Origin of the sequence: Nonomuraea roseola (assembly GCF_039535395.1) — a bacterium.
In the GTDB taxonomy this organism is placed as follows: domain Bacteria; phylum Actinomycetota; class Actinomycetes; order Streptosporangiales; family Streptosporangiaceae; genus Nonomuraea; species Nonomuraea roseola.
Map to the genome: position 1 here is coordinate 1,139,977 of NZ_BAAAXC010000015.1, position 19,444 is coordinate 1,159,420.

Below are 19,444 nucleotides of genomic sequence, written 5' to 3' on the forward strand. Positions count from 1 at the left end.
GCACCAGGCGTCCCGCCGCAGATCAGGGCTCGGGGTGGAGCCGGCCGTCGGCCAGGCCCTCGTGCCCGAGCCTGATCAGCGTCTCCCCCAGGGCGGTCGCCTCCCTCAGCGCGTCCTCCATCGTGGCCAGCCGCCTGAACGCCTCCCCGTAGGCCCGCTGCTCGGCCAGCGACAATCTCGGCAGGCGCGTACGGCGGGCGTCCACCCTGCTCGAACCGGCGGGCACGCGCGCACCCGCCGAGCGCAGGAACCCGGCGAGGAAGTGCGGGTCCACGCGGCGCTGGTCGGCCCGGTAGAGGGTGAGCTGAGGCCCCAGAACCGCGCCTGCCGCCGTGATGACCCTGGCCGTGGCGTAGGTGGCCACGACGTCGCCGGGCTCGACCGTGACCAGACCGGCCTCGGGATTCGTCGCGCCCGAGGCGCCGGCACCGCGCTCCACGTCGTCGGCGGTCAGCACGGGCACCTCACCGCCGTCGAGCGCCATTCTCGGCGGCGCCTGCAGGATCGTCACCAGCCCCGCCTTGACCAGCTCCCCGATCGTGGTGGCGGGCTGGTCGAGCGGCTGGTCGAGGACCCGCAGGTCGGGAGCGTCGACGGAGGCGGCGAGGAAGCGCTCGCGCGCGGCGGCGAAGGCCCTGCCGAGGTCGGCGCCCCCACGCGGCGCGTGCCGCGCGGGGCTGAGGTCGACCTCGTCGTCGAGCAGGCCGATGATGCGCACCCGGCGGCCCTCCTCGCTCAGGGCGGGCTCCACCCTGGCGAGGTCGCCTTCGGCGTCCATGATCATGATCTCGGACGGCGGGCGCTCACCGCTCTCGGGCCTGCGCAGCAGCCACAGGTCGGGACCGCCCTGCCAGAGCGTCACCACGGCCCGCAGCGCGCCCGCGCGCAGCAGGTTGCCCCTGATGCGGCGGCCAGCCCTGCGGCTGGCGGCGGCGGCAGGCATGAGGATGGCGACCAGCCCGCCCGGCTTGACGTGGGTGAGGCAGTGCTGGACCCAGGCCAGCTCGGACTCGCCCCTCGGCGGCAGGCCGTACTCCCACCTCGGGTCGCCGCTGAGCTCGTCGTAGCCCCACGAGCGCTCGTTGAAGGGCGGGTCGCAGACGACGGCGTCGGCCCTGGCACCGGGGAAGGCGTCGTGCCTGAGCGCGTCGCCCGCGACGATCTCGGCCTCGATGCCGCGCAGGGCGAGCCTGGCGGCGGCGATGCGGGCCGAGGTCTCCTCCAGCTCCTGCCCGAGCACCCTGACGGCCCTGCCCGAGCCGGGGTTTCCTGCGGGCTCTCCCTGGGCGGGGTCGTCGGCTGTGGGCAGGGACAGCGGGAGCGTGGCGAGGCCGCAGGCGGGGTCGAGGACGGTGCCGCCTTCGGGGGCGGCCAGCCGTACCATCAGGGCCGCGACGTCCTCGCGCGTGACGGAGAGCTTGCGGGAGTGGGCCTCCAGGTAGCGGGCGCAGAGGAACTCATAGGCGGCCCTGGCGCCCCGTTCGGCGGCCAGCTCGGCCAGCAGAGTGGTCAGACCCGCGTCGAGCCCGTGCCCCTCCTCGAGGGTGCGCGCCTTCCCGTCGTCGCTCCGCACGGCGGCGCCCTGCTCCCCGAGCGAGGCGAGAAAGCCTCCCGCGGCGGCCACGAGCCGGCCAAGCTGAAGATCTCCGGAAGCTTTCAGGCGTTGCCACGCGCGATCTGCCAGCGAGACCTGGTAGGACTTCCCATAGCGACTCAGCCATGCCTCGACCTCGCGCAACGCGAACAACGGTTGGGCGGAGGTTCCGTCGACCGGTTTGGGGAAGTCGTCGTGGCGGCGGCGCCAGTTGCTCACCGCGGCCCGCCCGACACCGGCGAGCCTGGCGATGTCGCCGGCGTTGACGGTCGGGTCGTGGCTCATGAGGCCACATTAGTTCACAACACTCTTCAGCGCATCTGCTTGTGAAGTGTTTCAACCAATGATTTACTGCATACTATGACGCACAACATCCGCTATGCCGCCGGGTCGGACGTGGGCCGACGAAGGGAGCAGAACGAGGATTCGGGCTACGTGAGCGCCCGCATGCTGGCGATCGCGGACGGGATGGGCGGCCACGCGGCCGGCGAGCTTGCCAGCTCCGCCACGATCGCGGTGCTGCGCGAGCTCGACGCCAGCTTGCCAGAGGCGGGCGCCGACCTCGAAACGGCCCTGGAGGCCGCCGTGCTCGAGGCGGGGCGCAGGCTGGCGGAGCTGGTCGAGATCGACCCCGCGCGCAGGGGCATGGGCACGACCGTGACCGCCATGTTGTGGGACGGCACGAAGTTCGCATTGGCCCATCTCGGCGACTCCCGTGCTTACTTGCTGCGCGCAGGCGCGCTCTACCAGATCACCAAGGATCACACGTTGGTGCAGTCGATGGTGGACGAAGGCCGCATCACGGAGGACCAGGCGGCGGTTCACCCGCGCCGGTCGATGGTGTTGCGCGTGCTGGGCAGCGAGGGCAGGTCGGAGCCCGACATGTCGCTGCGCGAGGCGGAACTGGGCGACCGCTACATGTTGTGCTCCGACGGGCTGACCGACGTGCTCGGGCCCGAGACGCTGCACGAGATCCTGACGACCTACGCCGAGCCCGACGCGGCGGTCGGCAAACTGATCGAGCTGGCCAACGAGGGAGGCGGCCCCGACAACGTGACCGTCATCGTGGCCGACGTGGTGCCTCCTGAGGAGAGCACCAGCTCGATGTACAGGGTGGGCGTCGGGTCCTGAGCCGGGGTACGGCGGTTCTCCAGCGGGTTGCAAGCGCCGGATTCCACACTCGCGGCAGACGAGAAAGGGAATCCGATGAGAGCCAGCCGTACCATCATGATCGCCGTCGCCGCCGGACTGCTGACGGCGGCCCCCGTCACCGTCGCCTCCGCTTCTGCCTCCGCCGACACCGTCGCGCCCGCGACCGGTGGAGAGCTGAACTGGGGACCCAGGTACGCGCCCGGCAAGAGGGCCGTCGCCAAGGGGACCCTGACGTCCTCGGGCCTGAACAAGGCGCACATCCCCGCCACCTCCACGGTCGCCGTCAAGGGCAGGGTCACCGACCTGACCAAGGGCCCGGGCTGCGGGTGGGCGGTCTTCCGCATCTCCTACCGCACGAACGACGGCAACGTGCCCTTCAAGCACCGCAGCTACCTCGACTGCTCCAGGGGCACGCCCCGGGCGTTCGCGTTCACCGACAGGAACGTGGCCCTCGTCGAGCTCAAGGTGTGCAGTGAGGGCCGCGCTTCCAAGCCGTCCGACGTCTGCCTCTACGCCGGCACATGGAAGATCCTCTACTCCTCCCTGTAGTAGTGCGTCCCACCAGCCACATAGCCAATATTTCGGCTCATATCTAGACACTTTCTGGATGTCTGGAGCGCGACAACCGAGGCGCTACTACAGTCCCTCGTTAGTCGCCGGTCATCTGGGGAGGAGTCGTCCTGGACCCGATCGCTGAAGGACTACTGGAGGCGGCTCGCCCTGAGCTCGGATATCGCGAGAACGGCGGCCAGTACACGAAGTTCGGCACGTGGTACGCGGATCTGGTCGAGGATTCCCAGTACCGCAACGCGCCCTGGTGCGACATGTTCATCTCCTGGGCGGCGCAGAAGGCGGGCGTCCAGGAGTTCGTCGGGCAGTTCGCGTGGACGCCGTCGCACGCGGCCTGGTTCATCAAGCAGGGCGCGTGGTCGCAGCGACCCGAGCCCGGAGCCCTGGTCTTCTACGACTGGAAGGGCGGCAAGAGCTACAAGGGCATCGACCATGTCGGCATCGTCGAGAAGGTCGTCGGATCGAAGATCCACACGATCGAGGCGAACGTCGACAGGGTCTGGCTCAAGCGCAAGGTGCGCGACACCGAGAAGGTCGTCGGATACGGGCTGCCGCGCATGGTCAAGGAGCGTCCAGGGCTGATCGAGGTGCGCCCTTCCGAGAAGCCGGCCGAGCCTTTCGCGGTCCAGGCCGCTCTGCCGGGGGTGACGGTCGAGCAGCAGGGCTCTCCCTTCGACGTGCTCGGCACGCCACAGGCGCTGCTGGCGGCGATGGTGCTGACCACGGTGGTCGTGTCGTTCAGGGTGGCGGGACGCTCCCGCGGCTCGGGCCGTCACCGCAGAGGGCTCGTGTCATGGCTGGCCAGCGGCGCCTCCCAGGCCGGAGCCGCCCTCACCACCTCCGCAGAAGCGGGACCTGTCAGGCCCCCTCGTGCCACGGGCGCGTCAGGGAGCTCTCGCGCCACCGGTGCCGCTGGAGCCGGACGCCGCGCTCCTGTGCCCTCGATGACCGGCGTGCCCCGCCCACGCGCCGCGGCCCCCGCGAACAGGGCCCGCGTGCCCGCCGCGGCAGGGGTGCGGGCCCCCGAGTCCTCCCCGCGAGAGCCCACGCCCGGACGCGGCGCGGGTCCAGGGCAAGGAGACCGCCTGCGTGGCCCGGTGGACCGTTCCGCCGAGCTCGCGCAGGCCGGCCGTACCCCCGGAAGCGGGCGCCAGCCCACCTCCACCGCTTCGGGGGGTACGGCCAAGCGACGCAGGCCTTATGAGGCGGCCACTGGGAAATAGTAGGACGTCCTAGTATCTTCGGAAGGGAGGCCCCTCACAAAGGAGTGATCTGGCGTGCACGCACCGGTCCATCCCGTCCGATTCGTGACCGCCGCAGCGCTGTTCGACGGCCATGACGCCGCGATCAACATCATGCGGCGAATTTTGCAGGTGCAAGGGGCCGAGGTGGTCCATCTCGGACACAACCGGTCCGTCGAGGAGATCGTCACCGCCGCCATCCAGGAGGACGTGCAGGGCGTGGCGATCAGCTCGTACCAGGGCGGGCACGTCGAGTTCTTCAGCTACCTCGTCGAGCTGCTGCGCGAGCGCGGCGCGGGACACATCAGGGTGTACGGCGGGGGCGGCGGCGTGATCGTCCCCGAGGAGATCGAGCTGCTGCACTCCCGTGGCGTCGCCCGCATCTTCTCCCCCCAGGACGGCCAGCGGCTCGGCCTGCCCGGAATGATCAACAAGCTGATCGAGGAGTGCGACGTCGAGCTGGGCGGCGCGCCGTCCGTCGAGGCCGTCGTCTCGGGCGACCAGGCCGCGCTGGCCCGCGCCATCACCCTCATCGAGTCGGGCCGCGCCCCCGCCGAGCTGGTGGAGGGCATCCGCGCCCGAGGCGCCTCCCCCACACCCCCCGCACTCGGAGGCCCCGCTCCGGCGGAGACCCCTGCCGCCGAGGCCCCCGCCGGCGCGCCCGTGTCCGCCGGACGCAGGGCGCCCGTGCTCGGGATCACCGGGACGGGCGGCTCGGGGAAGTCGTCGTTGACCGACGAGCTGTTGCGGCGGGTCCGCGTCGACAACGACGACAAGCTGCGCATCGCCGTCATCGCCATCGACCCGACCAGGCGGCGCGGCGGCGGGGCGCTGCTCGGGGACCGGATCAGGATGAACAGTCTCGGCGGGCAGACCTACTTCCGCTCCCTCGCCACCCGCGGCGCGTCCAGCGAGGTGCCCGCCTGCCTCGACGACGTGATCGCCGCCTGCAGAGCGGCAGGGTACGACCTCGTGGTCGTCGAGACCCCCGGCATCGGGCAGGGCGACGCGGGGATCGTCCCGCACGTGGACGTGCCGATCTACGTCATGACCCCCGAGTTCGGCGCGGCCTCGCAGCTGGAGAAGATCGACATGCTCGACTTCGCCGAGGCCGTGGTGATCAACAAGTACGAGCGCAGGGGCGCCGAGGACGCGCTGCGCGACGTCCGCAGGCAGATGGTGCGCAACAGGGCGGCCTTCGGGGTCTCGCCCGACGAGATGCCGGTCTTCGGCACGATCGCGGCCCGCTACAACGACGCGGGCGTCACCGCGCTCTACCACCACCTGCGTGACCTGCTGGTGGAGCGGGGCATGCCGGCGGGTCCCGGCCTGCTGCCGAAGGTGCGGGGACGTACCTCCCAGACGGCCGCGGCGGTCGTGCCGCCCGCCAGGGTCCGCTATCTCGCGGAGATCGCCGAGACCGTGCGCGGCTACCACGCCGAGACGATGGCCCAGGCGGCCGTGGCCAGGCGGCGTCAGCAGCTCGCCGCTGTTCGCGCCCTCCTGAACCCCGCCCTCACCCCGCGTTCACCGGGAGCTCCGGCCGACGACCCGGCGGAACGCACCGGAGCGGGCGCGACGACCGCTTACACCGCTGAGGTCGGTCCGGCCGCCTCGGAGGCGGGAGCCTTCCCCTCGGAACCGGGGGCGGGCGCCTCGGAGGCGGGAGCGGGCGCCTCGGGGACCGACGCGCGGCTGGAGGAGCTGGCCCGGCAGGCTGAGAGGGAGCTGAGCGAGGAGAGCAGGACGCTGCTGACGCAGTGGCCCGCGATCAAGGCGCAGTACACCGCCGACGAGCTGGTCGTGAAGGTGCGCGACAGGGAGATCCACACCCCGCTCTGGCGCGAGACCCTCTCGGGCAACCGCATCCCCCGCGTGGCGCTCCCCCGCTTCGAGGACCACGGCGACCTGCTGCGCTTCCTGCGCTCGGAGAACCTGCCGGGCCGCTTCCCGTTCACCGCCGGAGTCTTCTCCTTCAAGCGGGACGACGAGGACCCGACCAGGATGTTCGCCGGCGAAGGCGACCCGTTCCGCACCAACCGCCGCTTCAAGCTGCTGTCCGAGGGCCAGCCCGCGACCAGGCTGTCGACCGCCTTCGACTCCGTGACGTTGTACGGCAACGACCCCGACCTCCGTCCCGACATCTACGGAAAAGTCGGCACTTCGGGGGTGTCGATCGCGACGCTCGACGACATGAAAGTGCTCTACGACGGCTTCGACCTGTCGGCCCCGAACACCTCGGTCTCGATGACCATCAACGGCCCCGCCCCCACGATCCTGGCCTTCTTCCTCAACGCCGCCGTCGACCAGGCGCTCGAACGCTTCCGCGCCAAGGAGGGCCGCGAGCCGTCCCCGCAGGAGGAGCAGGAGCTGCGGGCCAGGACACTGGCCACGGTGCGCGGCACCGTGCAGGCGGACATCCTCAAAGAGGACCAAGGCCAGAACACCTGCATCTTCTCCACAGAGTTCTCCCTGCGGATGATGGCCGACATCCAGGAATGGTTCATCCGCAACCAGGTGCGCAACTTCTACTCGGTGTCCATCTCCGGGTACCACATCGCCGAGGCGGGCGCGAACCCCATCAGCCAGCTGGCCTTCACGCTGGCCAACGGCTTCACCTACGTCGAGGCGTACCTCGCGCGCGGCATGCGCATCGACGACTTCGCACCCAACCTGTCGTTCTTCTTCTCCAACGGCATGGACCCCGAGTACTCGGTGCTCGGGCGCGTGGCGCGCCGCATCTGGGCCGTCGCCATGAGAGAGAGGTACGGCGCGGCGGAGCGCTCGCAGAAGCTGAAGTACCACATCCAGACCTCCGGACGGTCGCTGCACGCCCAGGAGATGGACTTCAACGACATCCGCACCACGCTGCAGGCCCTCATCGCGATCTACGACAACTGCAACAGCCTGCACACCAACGCCTTCGACGAGGCCGTCACCACCCCCTCGGCCGAGTCCGTACGGCGGGCGATGGCCATCCAGCTCATCATCAACAGGGAGTGGGGCCTGGCCCGCAACGAGAACCCGCTGCAGGGCTCGTTCATCATCGACGAGCTGACGGACCTGGTGGAGGAGGCCGTCCTGGGCGAGTTCGAGCGCCTGTCCGACCGGGGTGGCGTACTGGGCGCGATGGAGACCGGCTACCAGCGCGGCAAGATCCAGGACGAGTCGATGCTGTACGAGACCCGCAAGCACGACGGCTCGCTGCCCATCATCGGCGTGAACACCTTCCGCAACCCTCGCGGCGAGGAGCACCACGGGCCGTTGGAGCTGGCTCGCGGAACCGAGGAGGAGAAGCGTTCGCAGCTGGACCGCCTGCACGACTTCCACGCCAGGCACCGCTCGGAGTCGGCGGCGGCGCTACGGCGGCTGCGGGAGGTGGCGATGTCGGAGGAGAACGCGTTCGAGGTGCTGATGGAGGCGGCCAGGGTGTGCTCGCTCGGCCAGATCACCGAAGCCCTCTTCGAGGCGGGCGGCCAGTATCGCCGCAACGTCTAACTCTCGGGGCCGCCGGCGAACACCTCGGCGCTGACCGGCGCCGAGGTGGTGACCACGAAAGCTCCAAGCCGACCCACCGAAGCCACCGCAGACGGTCGCCGTGTTCAGCCGGAACACGGCGACCTCTGGGCGACGAGCAGATCCCACGCCGCCCCGTCTACGACTCCGAGTCCTCCGAGAACACCTCGTCCACGGTGCCCGCCGTCGCCGCCCGCGCACCCCACCGCAGAAGCTGCTCGGGATCCTCGCAAGCGTCGACGATCCGCCGCTGATCGTCGTCCAGGCGCAGTCCCCGCGCCTCCAGCATCGTGAGAAGCATCCGAGCTTCGCCTCGGGCCTCGCCTCGGGCCTCGCCTCGGGCCTCGCCTCGGGCCTCGCCTCGGGCCTCGCCTCGGGCCTCGCCTCGGGCCTCGCCTCGGGCCTCGCCTCGGGCCTCGAAGATGCGGGTGAATGAGTCACTGACCAGTGGAACGGTGGTGACCACGATTTCCTCCAAGACAGGCCCGATCGAATCAGGAAGGTGTGTCTTCAGGTAAGAGTAATAGTGAGCTCCGCGGTCGTCACGAAGAGCGACGAGCCGGGTCGCGACAGCGACGGCCGTGTCAAGAGTGGGATGCCCGATGGCGCCGAGCGTCGCCAGCTCAGGTGAGGCGGCGATGTCCTCCGGCTCACTGAGAACGGGCAACTTGTCAGGCCCGACCACCGTCGGCCTCAGGACGACGCAGGAGTGCTCGATCTGGATGGGCTGGTCGTAGTGGGCGGCGACGCTCTTGTCAGGGCAGACGACGACCAGCATCACGGGGCACTTGCGCGTGCCCATCAGGCAGCCGACATAAGAGAGCCAGGCCCAGATCTTCTCCTTGATGTGCCTGTTCTGGATCTCGATGATGACGAAGACGCGTTCGCCGTCGGGCGCGGTCAGCGAGACCACGGAGTCGGCTCGGTATTCGACAGGGAGACGGACGTTCATGTCCACCGACTCCAGGCGCACATCGCCGTAGCCGGTCGGATCGCCGTCGGTCGCGAGCGCGAGAAGCTCCAGCGCGAATCCGGGACGCCGCTGGATCATTTCCAGCGGCATCTCATGGGGAAGGCCGGGCCCTCCACCCCACCAGGGGCGCGCCAAGCGCCATACAGTCATCCGGGACACCGAGGCGGTGGTCAACGGGGACGGGGAGAGCGGCGGCGGGCCGGAGGTGAGGATGATGCCTTTCCCAGAGCCACAGGGCCCGCGAGTCCCCGAATCGCGTGATGATCGGGGGCCGGGGTGGTTGGTGTAGCTTTTTCCGAGAGGCGCAGGGAGGGCGAATGGTCATCGGCGACCGGTATGAGCTCGACGACCTCCCCCTGGGCCGTGGCGCCATGGGCGCCGTCTACCGGGGTCACGATCGGCATCTCGATCGCAGGGTGGCCGTCAAGCTGCTCCACCCCCTCCCCGGCAAGGGCCCCGACGAGGAACTCGAGCGCAGGTTCATCAGGGAAGCGCGCATCCTGGCCCGTCTCGAACACCCCGGCGCGCCCGTCCTGTACGACTTCGGCACCCACGAGCAGCGCCTCTACCAGGTGATGCAGTTCATCGACGGCGTCACCGTCGCCGACCTGGTCAGCGAGCACGGTCCGCTGCCCGTCCCTTGGGCGGTGGCCATCGCGGCCCAGGCGTGCGCGGTGCTGTCGGCCGCCCACGCGCTGGAGATCTGCCATCGCGATCTGAAGCCGACGAACCTCATGCTGTGTCCCGACGGCAGCCTGAAGGTGCTCGACTTCGGGCTGGCGATGCGGCGCGAGACCGACGGCTCGCAGTTCACCAGGATCGGGCAGATCCTCGGCACGCCCGCCTACATGGCGCCCGAGCAGATCCAGCGCGGCGTCGCCGAGCCGCGCAGCGACCTGTACTCGCTGGGCTGCGTGCTGCACGAGATGCTGACGGGCCGCCAGCTGTTCACCGGGCCGACGGAGTACGTGGTCTTCGAGAAGCAGGTCAAGGAGCGCCCGCCGACGGTTCCCGGGCTTCCCTCCGCGCTGGAGAGGGTGCTGTCGGACGTGCTGGAGAAGTCCGTGGAGGACCGGCCGAAGGACGCCAACGAGCTGTACGGGCGGCTGGAGCCTTTCGCGGTGGATCTGCCGATGCTGCCCGGCTTCCTCACCTCCCCCGTGGTGCCGAGTCCGGGCAGGATGTACGCCAGGATGGCCGGTCGCGTCCTCGGCTGAGAGAACGCTCTCCCGTTCCAGATAACACTCTGGAAACGCACCCTCTTGCTGGGAGCGCTCCCAGTGCTGTCTAATCATCGCTGTGACCTGGGCAAACACGGCGAAAAACGAGAGAGCGCTCTCTGAATGGTTACCGAAACGATCCGTTGACAGGGGGCGGCCCGGCCAGCAATCTCTCTGAGAGAGCGCTCTCTCACCTACCTCATCACCACCTTGCCCTCAGGGAGGGTTCCATGGCCACGCCGTACTCCCAGGCCCGCCGCTTCGGGCGGCTCGCCGTACCGGTGCTCACCGCGTCCGCGCTCGCCCTCGCTCTCGCCGCCTGTGGCGGCGAGGCTCCCAGCGGCACCACCGCAGGCACGCCCGCGGAGAAGGTGACGCTCAGCATCGCCCTCTTCGGCGACTTCGGCTTCAAACCGTTGTACGAGGAGTACAAGAAGACGCACCCCAACGTGGAGGTCGTCGAGCGGGTCACGCAGTTCAACGACCACCACAACAACCTCGTCAAGCGGCTGGCCACGAACGCGGGCGCCGCCGACATCGAGGCCGTGGAGGTCGGCTACATCAGCTCGTTCACCGCGCAGGCCGACAAGTTCCACGACCTCAAGCAGTACGGCCTGGACAAGCGCCAGAGCGACTACCTCGACTGGAAGTGGCAGCAGGGCCTGTCGAAGGACGGCTCGAAGCTGCTCGGCCTCGGCACCGACGTCGGCGGCCTGGCCATGTGCTACCGCAAGGACCTGTTCGAGAAGGCGGGGCTGCCGACCGACCGCGAGAAGGTGGCCGAGCTCTGGCCCACGTGGGAGCAGTACATCGAGACGGGCAGGAAGTTCGCCGGCAGCGTCAAGGACGCCAAGTTCGTCGACTCGCCCGGCGAGATCTTCCGCGCGATCGTCAACCAGGCTCCCGTCGGCCTCTACGACGCGCAGGACCAGATCGTCGTGGGCACCAACCCCGAGGTCAAGAAGGCGTGGGACCTGTCCAACCAGCTCACCCAGAACGACCTGACGGCCAAGCTCGCCGCCTTCTCCCCGCCGTGGAACACCGGCTTCGCCAAGGGCTCGTTCGCCACGATCATCTGCCCCGCCTGGATGACCGGCTACATCCAGGAGCAGGCCAAGGACGCCACGGGCAAGTGGGACATCGCGAAGGTCCCCGGCGGTTCGGGCAACAGCGGCGGCTCCCACCTGCTCCTGCCCAAGCAGGGCAAGCACCCCAAGGAGGCCGCCGAACTGATCGACTTCCTCACCTCGAAGGACAACCAGGCGAGGGTGTTCAAGGAGGAGGGCACGTTCCCCTCGATCCCCGCGCTCTACGACGACCCGTCGATCCAGAGCTTCACCAAGCCGTTCTTCGGTGACGCGCCGATCGGCAAGATCTACTCCGACGCGGCGCGCAGCCTCAAGCCGCAGCACCTCGGCCCCAAGGAGGGCGACGTGCGCGTGGCCATCGGCGACGGCCTCGGCCGCGTCGAGCAGGGCAAGCAGACACCCGACGAGGCGTGGGCGCAGGTCATCTCGGACGTCCAGAAGATCAAGTAGCGGCCGGTACGGCGGGGCGGCCGCCCGCTCCGCCGTACCGCATGACACCAGAGGACCCCGCATGGCCACGCTCCAAGCCACGGCGAGGCGCAGGCACCGGCGGCTGGTCAGGCACACGCTCGACCTCAAGCTGTCGCCCTACGCCTACATCGCCCCCTTCTTCCTGCTGTTCTGCGCCTTCGGCGTCTTCCCGCTGATCTTCACCGCCTGGGTGAGCCTGCACGAGTGGACGCTCACCTCCGACGTGCACACCTTCATCGGGGCGGAGAACTTCACCACCCTGCTCGGTGACGGCTACTTCTGGAACGCCACGTTCAACACCTTCTCGATCGGGATCATCTCGACGGTCCCGCAGCTGGTGCTGGCGATCTGGCTGGCGCACCTGCTCAACCGCCCGCTGCGGGCGCAGACGTTCTTCCGTATCACTCTGCTGGTGCCGAACGTGACCAGCGTGGTCGCGGTCGTGGTCATCTTCAGCCAGCTCTTCGGCCGCGACTACGGGCTGATCAACTGGATGCTGTCGTGGTTCGGGATCGACGGTGTCGCGTGGGCGGAGGGCACCGCCACCTCGCACGTGGCCATCTCGGCGATGATCATGTGGAGGTGGACGGGCTACAACGCGCTGATCTTCCTGGCCGCCATGCAGGCCGTGCCCAAGGAGTTGTACGAGGCGGCCACGCTCGACGGCGCGTCCAACCTGACGCAGCTACGGAAGATCACCATCCCGATGATCAGGCCGACCATCGTCTTCGTGGTCACCGTCTCGACGATCGGCGCGATGCAGATCCTGGCCGAGCCCCTGCTGTTCGGCGCGGGCAGCGGCGCGGGCGGCATCACCAGCGGCGGCCCCGACCACCAGTTCCAGACCCTCGCCCTCTACGTCTACGACCTGGGCTTCAACAAGTTCGACTTCGGCTACGCCTCGGCCGCCTCGTGGGTGATGTTCCTGTTCGTGGTACTGGCCGCCGGGGTGAACTACCTGCTGACCCGCCGCATGGGAGGTGCCTTCAAGTGAGACGACGCCTCACCTATCTGACGCTGCTGGCGGTGGCGTTCTTCTCGGTCTTCCCGCTCTACTACAGCGTGGTGGTGGCCTCGCGGCACAACTCGGCGCTGGCCGAGGTGCCGCCGCCGCTGCTGCCCGGCGGCAACTTCTTCGCCAACGTGGCGCGCGTCTTCGACACGGTGCCCTTCGCCATGGCGCTGCTCAACTCCTTCCTGGTGGCGGGGTCGATCGCGGTGGCGGTGATGTTCTTCTCGACTCTGGCGGGGTTCGCCTTCGCCAAGCTCAGTTTCAGGGGCAAGAACATCCTGCTGCTCATCACGGTGGCGACCATGATGGTCCCCGCGCAGCTGGGCATCATCCCGCTCTACATGCTCATGGTGAAGATCGAGTGGACGGGCTCGATGTACGCCCTGGTGGTGCCGGCGCTGGTGAACGCCTTCGGGGTGTTCTTCATGACGCAGTACCTCTCGCGGGCGCTGCCCACCGAGCTCCTGGAGGCGGGGCGGGTCGACGGCGCGACGACCTGGCGCCTGTTCTGGCACGTGGTGCTGCCCACGGCCAGGCCCGCGGCGGCCGTGCTCGGAATGCTGACGTTCATGTCGGCGTGGAACGACTACTTCTGGCCGCTGGTGGTCCTGACCCCGGAGAACCCGACGGTGCAGGTGGCGCTCTCGACACTCGCCAGCGGCTATGTCAACGACTACGTGCTCGGGCTGGCGGGGACGGCGGTGGGGACCCTGCCGCTGATCCTCGTCTTCATCCTGCTCGGCAAGCAGATCATCGGAGGAATCATGCAAGGAGCTGTCAAGGGATGACGATCACGACCATGGAGACGCGGGGGACCGTGGTCTTCCCTGAGAACTTCGTCTGGGGCGCGGCGACCGCCTCCTACCAGATCGAGGGCGCGGCCAAGGCGGACGGGCGGGGCCCTTCGATCTGGGACACCTTCTCCGCCACGCCCGGCAAGGTGCGCGAGGGCGACACCGGCGAGGTGGCCTGCGACCATTACCACCGCTATCGCGACGACGTGGCGCTGATGAAGGACCTGGGCCTGAACGCCTACCGGTTCTCCGTCGCCTGGCCGAGGATCCAGCCCACCGGCTCGGGGGCGGCCAACCAGGCGGGTCTGGCCTTCTACGACAGGCTGGTGGACACGCTACTCGAAGCGGGCATCGCGCCCTATGTCACGCTCTATCACTGGGACCTGCCCCAGGCGCTCGAGGACCTGGGGGGCTGGACCTCCCGCGACACCTCCTACCGCTTCGCCGACTACGCCGCGATCATGTACGACCGCCTCGGCGACAGGGTGAGCCACTGGACCACGCTCAACGAGCCATGGGTCTCGGCCTTCCTCGGCTACGGCAACGGCGTGCACGCGCCTGGCCGTACCTCCGCCCATGACGCGCTCAGGGCCGCGCACCACCTGCTGCTCGGCCACGGGCTCGCGGCGAGCGCGCTGCGCTCGGCGGGCGCCGAGGAGATCATGCTGGTGGTCAACTCGGCTCCCGTGCTGACACCCGCCCAGGTGAACGATCCCTCCGCGGCGGTGTCGGAGGCCGACGCGGCGGCCGCGCACCGTGTCCACGCACTGCTGACGCGCCAGTTCCTCGACCCGGCGCTGCTCGGCCGCTACCCCGAGGAGGTGCTGGAGGCCGCGGAACGCAACGGCGGCACCGCGCACGTCCTCGACGGCGACCTGGAGATCATCAACGCCCCGATCGACCTGGTGGGGGTCAACTACTACAACCCCTGCGTGGTCGAGGACGGCCCTGGACTGCCCGCGGACGCGGCGTGGCCTGGCTCCGAGGGCGTGCGGTTCGCCACCGTCGAGGCTCCCGTCACCGCGATGGGCTGGCCGATCGTGCCCAGCGGCCTGTCCCGCCTGCTCGTACGGCTGTCGCAGGACTACCCGCGGGTCGGCCTCATGGTCACCGAGAACGGCGCCGCCTTCGACGACGTGGTGGAGGACGGCAGGGTCCACGACGACGCCAGGCTCGGCTACCTGGAGGGACACCTGCGCGCGGCGCACGAGGCCATCGAGGCGGGCGCCGACCTGCGCGGTTACCTGGTGTGGTCGCTGCTGGACAACTTCGAGTGGGCCGAGGGCTACGGCCGCAGGTTCGGCGTCGTCCACGTCGACTACACCACCCAGGCGCGCACCCTCAAGGACAGCGCGCTCTGGTACCGGGACGTGATCAGCCGCAACGGTCTGTGAGCCGGGGGGAGCCCGGGTGATTTCCTGGGCTCCCAACGAACCGTGACATCACAGATATTGACCTCGTTATGTGCGCAAACAATCCTCAGAGAACGCTCTCACGGCCTAGGAGGATGCACATGGCGTTTGCCTCCCGACTACTCGTCGGGGCCGTCGGTCTGGCACTGGTCGCCACCGGCTGCGGCTCCACTCCCACCGAACCAGAGGCCGAGGGGAGCACATCGGCCGACTGCGCCGCCTTCTCCGCGTACGGCAAGCACGACGGCAAGAAGGTCAGCGTCTACTCCCCCATCCGTGACGCCGAGGCCGACCTCTTCCAGCAGAACTGGAAGCCGTTCGAGAAGTGCACCGGCATGAAGATCACCTACGAGGGCACCGGCGAGTTCGAGGCGCAGATCCAGGTCCGCTCCGACGGCGGCACCCCTCCCGACCTGGCCTTCTTCCCCCAGCCCGGTCTCCTGGCGCGCTTCGCCAAGGCGGGCAAGCTGAAGCCCGCTCCCGCCGAGGTCAAGACGCTGGCCGAGGAGGGCTGGTCCAAGGACTGGCTGAACTACGGCACCGTCGACGGCGCCTTCTACGCCGCGCCGCTGGGCGCCAGCGTGAAGTCCTTCGTCTGGTACTCGCCCAAGACCTTCCAGGAGAAGGGCTGGAAGGTCCCGACGACCTGGGACGAGCTGATGACGCTCACCGAGACGATCGCGGCGGGCGGCGTCAAGCCCTGGTGCGCGGGCATCGAGTCGGGCGAGGCCACCGGCTGGCCCGCCACCGACTGGATCGAGGACGTCATCCTGCGCGAGCTCGGCCCCGAGGAGTACGACAGGTGGGTCGCGCACGAGCTGAAGTTCAACGACCCCAAGGTCCTCGCCGCCGTGGACAAGGTCGGCGCGATCCTCAAGAACGACAAGTACGTCAACGGCGGCTACGGCCCCGTCAAGTCGATCGCGAGCACCGCCTTCCAGGAGGGCGGCGTGCCGATCACGACGGGCAAGTGCGCGATGCACCGCCAGGCCTCCTTCTACGCCAACTTCTGGCCCGAGGGCACGAAGGTCGCCCAGGACGGTGACGTCTTCGCCTTCTACCTGCCGGGAAAGGACGCCTCCAGCAAGCCCGTGCTCGGCGCGGGCGAGTTCGTCGCCGCCTTCACCGACAGGCCCGAGGTCAAGGCGTTCCAGCGCTACCTGGCCACCGCCGAGCACGCCAACGCCAGGATGAAGCTGGGCACCTACGTCTCCGCGCGCAAGGGCGTGGACCTGGCCAACGCGCAGAACCCGATCGACAAGCTGTCGATGGAGATGCTCGGGGACCCCGCGACCGTGTTCAGGTTCGACGGCTCCGACCTGATGCCCGCCGCCGTCGGGTCGGGCTCCTTCTGGAAGGGCATGACGGACTGGATCAACGGCAAGGACACCAGGACGGTGCTCGACTACATCGACGCCTCCTGGCCCCCGTCCTGACAGCCCCGTCGTGACACGTCGCGGTACGGCGGGCACCGGCGCCCGCCGTACCGCCTCTCCCCGGAAGGACCACCAGGAGGATCCTTGGACCTGGACTTCGACCTGAGCGCCGAGTCGCCGAAGTTCGTGCAGTTGGCGATCGGCGTCGTGGCCTTCCTGGCCGTGGTCGGCCTCGTCCTGCTGCTCCTCGACCGGACGCCGATGCGGCAGCGGGCCAGGCTGCACGCGGCGATCCTGCTAGCGCCCGCCGTCACGCTGCTGACCATCGGCCTGATCGTCCCCGCCGTGCGCACGACGCTGCTGTCGTTCATGAGCGGTGACGGCACGGACTTCGTCGGCCTGGCCAACTACGCCTGGATGTTCACCCAGCCCGAGGCCGTCACCGTGCTGCGCAACACCCTCGCATGGGTCGTGCTCGTGCCGTTGCTGGTGACCGCGATCGGGCTGGTCTACGCGGTGATCGTGGACCACAGCAGGTTCGAGTCGCTGGCCAAGACGCTGGTCTTCCTGCCGATGGCCATCTCGTTCGTCGGGGCGGGCATCATCTGGAAGTTCGTCTACGCCTACCGCCCCGAGGGCGCCGACCAGATCGGCCTGCTCAACCAGGTCGTCGTGTGGTTCGGCGGCGAGCCCCGGCAGTGGCTGCTCGACTCGCCGCTCAACACGCTCTTCCTGATCGTGGTGATGGTGTGGATCCAGGCGGGCTTCGCCACGGTCGTGCTGTCGGCGGCCATCAAGAGCATCCCCTCCGACATCGTGGAGGCGGCGAAACTCGACGGCGCGGGTCCGTCGCAGATGTTCTTCAGGGTGACGTTGCCGTCGATCAGGCCGGCGATCATCGTCGTGCTGGTCACCCAGTCGTTCGGCATGCTGAAGCTCTTCGACATCGTCCGCACGATGACCGGCGGCCAGTTCGACACGAGCGTCCTGGCCAACGAGATGTACAACCAGGCCTTCCGCTACGGCGAGACCGGCAGGGGCTCCGCGCTGGCGGTCTTCCTGTTCGTTCTGGTCACCCCGGTCGTCGTCTACCAGCTCAGGACCAGGAAGGCCGTCCGATGACGAGCGTGCGCGCGAGCCTGTCCAGCAGGACGGCCTCCCTTGTCGCGATGCTGATCGCGCTGCTGTGGACGACGCCGACCTTCGGCCTGCTGCTGTCGTCCTTCAGGCAGGAGGACCAGATCAAGTCCACCGGCTGGTGGACCTTCTTCTCCGCCCCCGAGCTCACCCTGGAGAACTACCAGGAGGTGCTGTTCGGCGCGTCCTCCTCCTCTGGACAGCTGGCCAGCTTCCTCATCAACTCGATCGTCATCACCGTGCCCTCGGTGCTGTTCCCGCTGGCCTTCGGCTCGTTCGCCGCCTACGCGCTGGCCTGGCTGCCGTTCAGGGGCCGCGACTGGATCTACATCGGCATCTTCGCGCTCCAGGTGGTGCCGCTGCAGATGGCGCTGGTGCCGCTGCTGTCGTTCTTCTCCCAGGGCATCGAGGTCTTCGGACTGCAGCTGCTTCCCGCCTGGAACCTGGAGGGCACCGGCAGGTTCGTCCAGGTCTGGTTCGCCCACACCTGTTTCGGGCTGCCGCTGAGCGTCTTCCTGCTGCACAACTTCATGTCCGAGCTGCCCGGCGAGCTGATGGAGGCCGCCCGCGCAGACGGGGCCACGCACGGCATGATCTTCCGCAGGATCGTGCTGCCGCTGGTCGCGCCCGCCCTGGCCAGCTTGGCGATCTTCCAGTTCCTGTGGGTGTGGAACGACCTGCTGGTGGGGCTGATCTTCGCGGGCGGCACCGCCGAGAGCGCGCCCATGACCGTACGGCTGGCCCAGATGGCGGGCACGCGCGGCAACGAGTGGCAGCGCCTGACCGCCGGGGCGTTCGTCTCTGTCATCATTCCTCTCGTGGTCTTTCTGTCGATGCAGCGGTATTTCGTCCGAGGGCTCCTGGCCGGAAGCGTCAAGGGATGAGGCGCCCCACGCTGGAGGCGGTCGCCGCCAGGGCTGGGGTTTCGCGTGCCACGGTCTCCCGGGTGGTCAACGGGCAGGCCACGGTGGCGCCCGACATCCGTGACGCGGTGCTGCGCGCTGTCGACGAGCTGGGCTACGTGCCCAACTCGGCCGCGCGCAGCCTGGTGACCCAGCGCACCGACTCCATCGCGCTGGTCTTCTCCGAGCCGCCGACCAGGGTGTTCTCCGAGGACCCGATGTTCTCCACCGTCATCCGCTCGGCGAGCGTCGAGCTGGAGGCGGCCGACAAGCAGATCGTGCTCATGCTGACCAGCTCGGCCAAGAGCCAGGCCAGGATCGAGCGCTACATCGCCAGCGGGCACGTCGACGGGGTCATGCTCATCTCGATGCACGGGGCTGACCCGCTGCCGGCCGCCATCGCGCGCATGCGGGTGCCCGTCGTCTCATACGGCAGGCCGGCCGTCCCCATAGACATCCCCTACGTCGACAACGACAACGTCGGTGGCGCGGCCGAGGCCGTCACGCACCTGGTGGAGTCGGGGCGGCGCAGGATCGCCACCATCGCGGGGCCGCAGGACATGATCGCCGGGATCGACCGGCTCGCGGGCTACCGCGACGTGCTGCGCGGCTCCGACCGTCGCTCGATCGTCGCGGTCGGCGACTTCACCCGCGAGTCCGGCGCCATCGCGATGCGGCAGCTGCTGGAGGACGACCCCGCGCTCGACGCCGTCTTCTGCGCCAACGACCTGATGGCCGTGGGGGCGCTGCAGGCGCTGCGGCAGGCGGGCCGCAGGGTGCCCGACGACGTCGCGGTGGTCGGCTTCGACGACATCGAGGCGGCCAAGTACACCGACCCGCCGCTGACCACGGTCCGCCACCACATCTTCGAGCAGGCCGCGGCCATGACGAGGCTGCTGATCGGGCTGTTCGAAGGCGGCTCGGCCGAGCCGGTGATCCTGCCGACCGAACTGGTCATCCGCGAATCCTCCTGAGATGCTGGCCAC

The 19,444-nt window shown here is 69.1% G+C and carries 15 protein-coding genes; 13 read left to right on the plus strand and 2 right to left on the minus strand.

The window, feature by feature from the left end; genetic code table 11:
- Nucleotides 1-22 precede the first annotated feature (22 nt).
- Entirely contained in the window at nucleotides 23-1,879 is a 1,857-nt protein-coding gene (locus tag ABFX55_RS28395) for an N-6 DNA methylase (protein WP_346125821.1), read from the minus strand.
- Between the two features lie 75 nt (nucleotides 1,880-1,954).
- On the opposite strand from ABFX55_RS28395, the gene ABFX55_RS28400 reads away from it, so the two are divergent.
- The 4 genes from ABFX55_RS28400 to ABFX55_RS28415 all read left to right on the plus strand — a co-directional run bounded on the left by ABFX55_RS28400 (nucleotide 1,955) and on the right by ABFX55_RS28415 (nucleotide 8,055).
- Nucleotides 1,955-2,725, plus strand: a complete 771-nt coding sequence (locus tag ABFX55_RS28400; RefSeq protein ID WP_346125822.1) for a PP2C family protein-serine/threonine phosphatase — start codon at nucleotides 1,955-1,957, stop codon at nucleotides 2,723-2,725.
- Between the two features lie 75 nt (nucleotides 2,726-2,800).
- Entirely contained in the window at nucleotides 2,801-3,295 is a 495-nt protein-coding gene (locus ABFX55_RS28405; RefSeq protein ID WP_346125823.1) for a hypothetical protein, read from the plus strand.
- Between the two features lie 233 nt (nucleotides 3,296-3,528).
- Complete coding sequence (locus ABFX55_RS28410) at nucleotides 3,529-4,539, plus strand: CHAP domain-containing protein (RefSeq protein WP_428834792.1); 1,011 nt, start codon at nucleotides 3,529-3,531, stop codon at nucleotides 4,537-4,539.
- Between the two features lie 54 nt (nucleotides 4,540-4,593).
- The gene (locus ABFX55_RS28415; RefSeq protein ID WP_346125824.1) at nucleotides 4,594-8,055 is read left to right on the plus strand and encodes a methylmalonyl-CoA mutase family protein; all 3,462 of its coding nucleotides are present in this window, start codon (nucleotides 4,594-4,596) and stop codon (nucleotides 8,053-8,055) included.
- Nucleotides 8,056-8,212: 157 nt separating this feature from the next.
- On the opposite strand, the gene ABFX55_RS28420 is transcribed toward ABFX55_RS28415, so the two are convergent.
- Nucleotides 8,213-9,124, minus strand: a complete 912-nt coding sequence (locus ABFX55_RS28420) for a hypothetical protein (protein ID WP_346125825.1) — start codon at nucleotides 9,122-9,124, stop codon at nucleotides 8,213-8,215.
- A gap of 239 nt (nucleotides 9,125-9,363) precedes the next feature.
- On the opposite strand from ABFX55_RS28420, the gene ABFX55_RS28425 reads away from it, so the two are divergent.
- From ABFX55_RS28425 to ABFX55_RS28465, 9 genes are all read left to right on the plus strand, one after another.
- On the plus strand, nucleotides 9,364-10,263 hold the full coding sequence (locus ABFX55_RS28425) for a serine/threonine-protein kinase (RefSeq protein WP_346125826.1): 900 nt from the start codon (nucleotides 9,364-9,366) through the stop codon (nucleotides 10,261-10,263).
- A 233-nt stretch (nucleotides 10,264-10,496) separates the two neighbouring features.
- Nucleotides 10,497-11,804 (plus strand): ABC transporter substrate-binding protein, encoded by a 1,308-nt coding sequence (locus ABFX55_RS28430; protein WP_346125827.1) that lies wholly within the window; start codon nucleotides 10,497-10,499, stop codon nucleotides 11,802-11,804.
- A 61-nt stretch (nucleotides 11,805-11,865) separates the two neighbouring features.
- Nucleotides 11,866-12,819 (plus strand): carbohydrate ABC transporter permease, encoded by a 954-nt coding sequence (locus ABFX55_RS28435; RefSeq protein WP_346125828.1) that lies wholly within the window; start codon nucleotides 11,866-11,868, stop codon nucleotides 12,817-12,819.
- Nucleotides 12,816-13,625: a carbohydrate ABC transporter permease gene (locus tag ABFX55_RS28440; RefSeq protein WP_346125829.1), complete on the plus strand. Its 810-nt coding sequence runs from the start codon at nucleotides 12,816-12,818 to the stop codon at nucleotides 13,623-13,625. The genes ABFX55_RS28435 and ABFX55_RS28440 overlap by 4 nt, the downstream gene beginning before the upstream one ends.
- On the plus strand, nucleotides 13,622-15,025 hold the full coding sequence (locus tag ABFX55_RS28445; protein WP_346125830.1) for a GH1 family beta-glucosidase: 1,404 nt from the start codon (nucleotides 13,622-13,624) through the stop codon (nucleotides 15,023-15,025). The genes ABFX55_RS28440 and ABFX55_RS28445 overlap by 4 nt, the downstream gene beginning before the upstream one ends.
- Nucleotides 15,026-15,144: 119 nt before the next feature.
- Nucleotides 15,145-16,479: an ABC transporter substrate-binding protein gene (locus ABFX55_RS28450; RefSeq protein WP_346125831.1), complete on the plus strand. Its 1,335-nt coding sequence runs from the start codon at nucleotides 15,145-15,147 to the stop codon at nucleotides 16,477-16,479.
- A 90-nt stretch (nucleotides 16,480-16,569) separates the two neighbouring features.
- Nucleotides 16,570-17,541, plus strand: coding sequence for a carbohydrate ABC transporter permease (locus ABFX55_RS28455; RefSeq protein ID WP_346131274.1), 972 nt, complete (start codon nucleotides 16,570-16,572; stop codon nucleotides 17,539-17,541).
- Nucleotides 17,538-18,440 carry a carbohydrate ABC transporter permease gene (locus ABFX55_RS28460; RefSeq protein ID WP_346125832.1) on the plus strand — a complete coding sequence of 301 codons (903 nt, stop codon included), beginning with the start codon at nucleotides 17,538-17,540 and terminating at the stop codon, nucleotides 18,438-18,440. The genes ABFX55_RS28455 and ABFX55_RS28460 overlap by 4 nt, the downstream gene beginning before the upstream one ends.
- Entirely contained in the window at nucleotides 18,437-19,432 is a 996-nt protein-coding gene (locus tag ABFX55_RS28465; RefSeq protein ID WP_346125833.1) for a LacI family DNA-binding transcriptional regulator, read from the plus strand. The genes ABFX55_RS28460 and ABFX55_RS28465 overlap by 4 nt, the downstream gene beginning before the upstream one ends.
- The last annotated feature ends 12 nt before the right edge of the window (nucleotides 19,433-19,444 follow it).

Coding starts and splice junctions, on each gene's coding strand:
- ABFX55_RS28395 (WP_346125821.1), bottom strand. CDS start 1,879: ATGAGCCACGACCCGACCGTCAACGCCGGCGACATCGCCAGGCTCGCC.
- ABFX55_RS28400 (WP_346125822.1), top strand. CDS start 1,955: ATGACGCACAACATCCGCTATGCCGCCGGGTCGGACGTGGGCCGACGA.
- ABFX55_RS28405 (WP_346125823.1), top strand. CDS start 2,801: ATGAGAGCCAGCCGTACCATCATGATCGCCGTCGCCGCCGGACTGCTG.
- ABFX55_RS28420 (WP_346125825.1), bottom strand. CDS start 9,124: ATGATCCAGCGGCGTCCCGGATTCGCGCTGGAGCTTCTCGCGCTCGCG.
- ABFX55_RS28425 (WP_346125826.1), top strand. CDS start 9,364: ATGGTCATCGGCGACCGGTATGAGCTCGACGACCTCCCCCTGGGCCGT.
- ABFX55_RS28430 (WP_346125827.1), top strand. CDS start 10,497: ATGGCCACGCCGTACTCCCAGGCCCGCCGCTTCGGGCGGCTCGCCGTA.
- ABFX55_RS28435 (WP_346125828.1), top strand. CDS start 11,866: ATGGCCACGCTCCAAGCCACGGCGAGGCGCAGGCACCGGCGGCTGGTC.
- ABFX55_RS28445 (WP_346125830.1), top strand. CDS start 13,622: ATGACGATCACGACCATGGAGACGCGGGGGACCGTGGTCTTCCCTGAG.
- ABFX55_RS28450 (WP_346125831.1), top strand. CDS start 15,145: ATGGCGTTTGCCTCCCGACTACTCGTCGGGGCCGTCGGTCTGGCACTG.
- ABFX55_RS28460 (WP_346125832.1), top strand. CDS start 17,538: ATGACGAGCGTGCGCGCGAGCCTGTCCAGCAGGACGGCCTCCCTTGTC.
- ABFX55_RS28465 (WP_346125833.1), top strand. CDS start 18,437: ATGAGGCGCCCCACGCTGGAGGCGGTCGCCGCCAGGGCTGGGGTTTCG.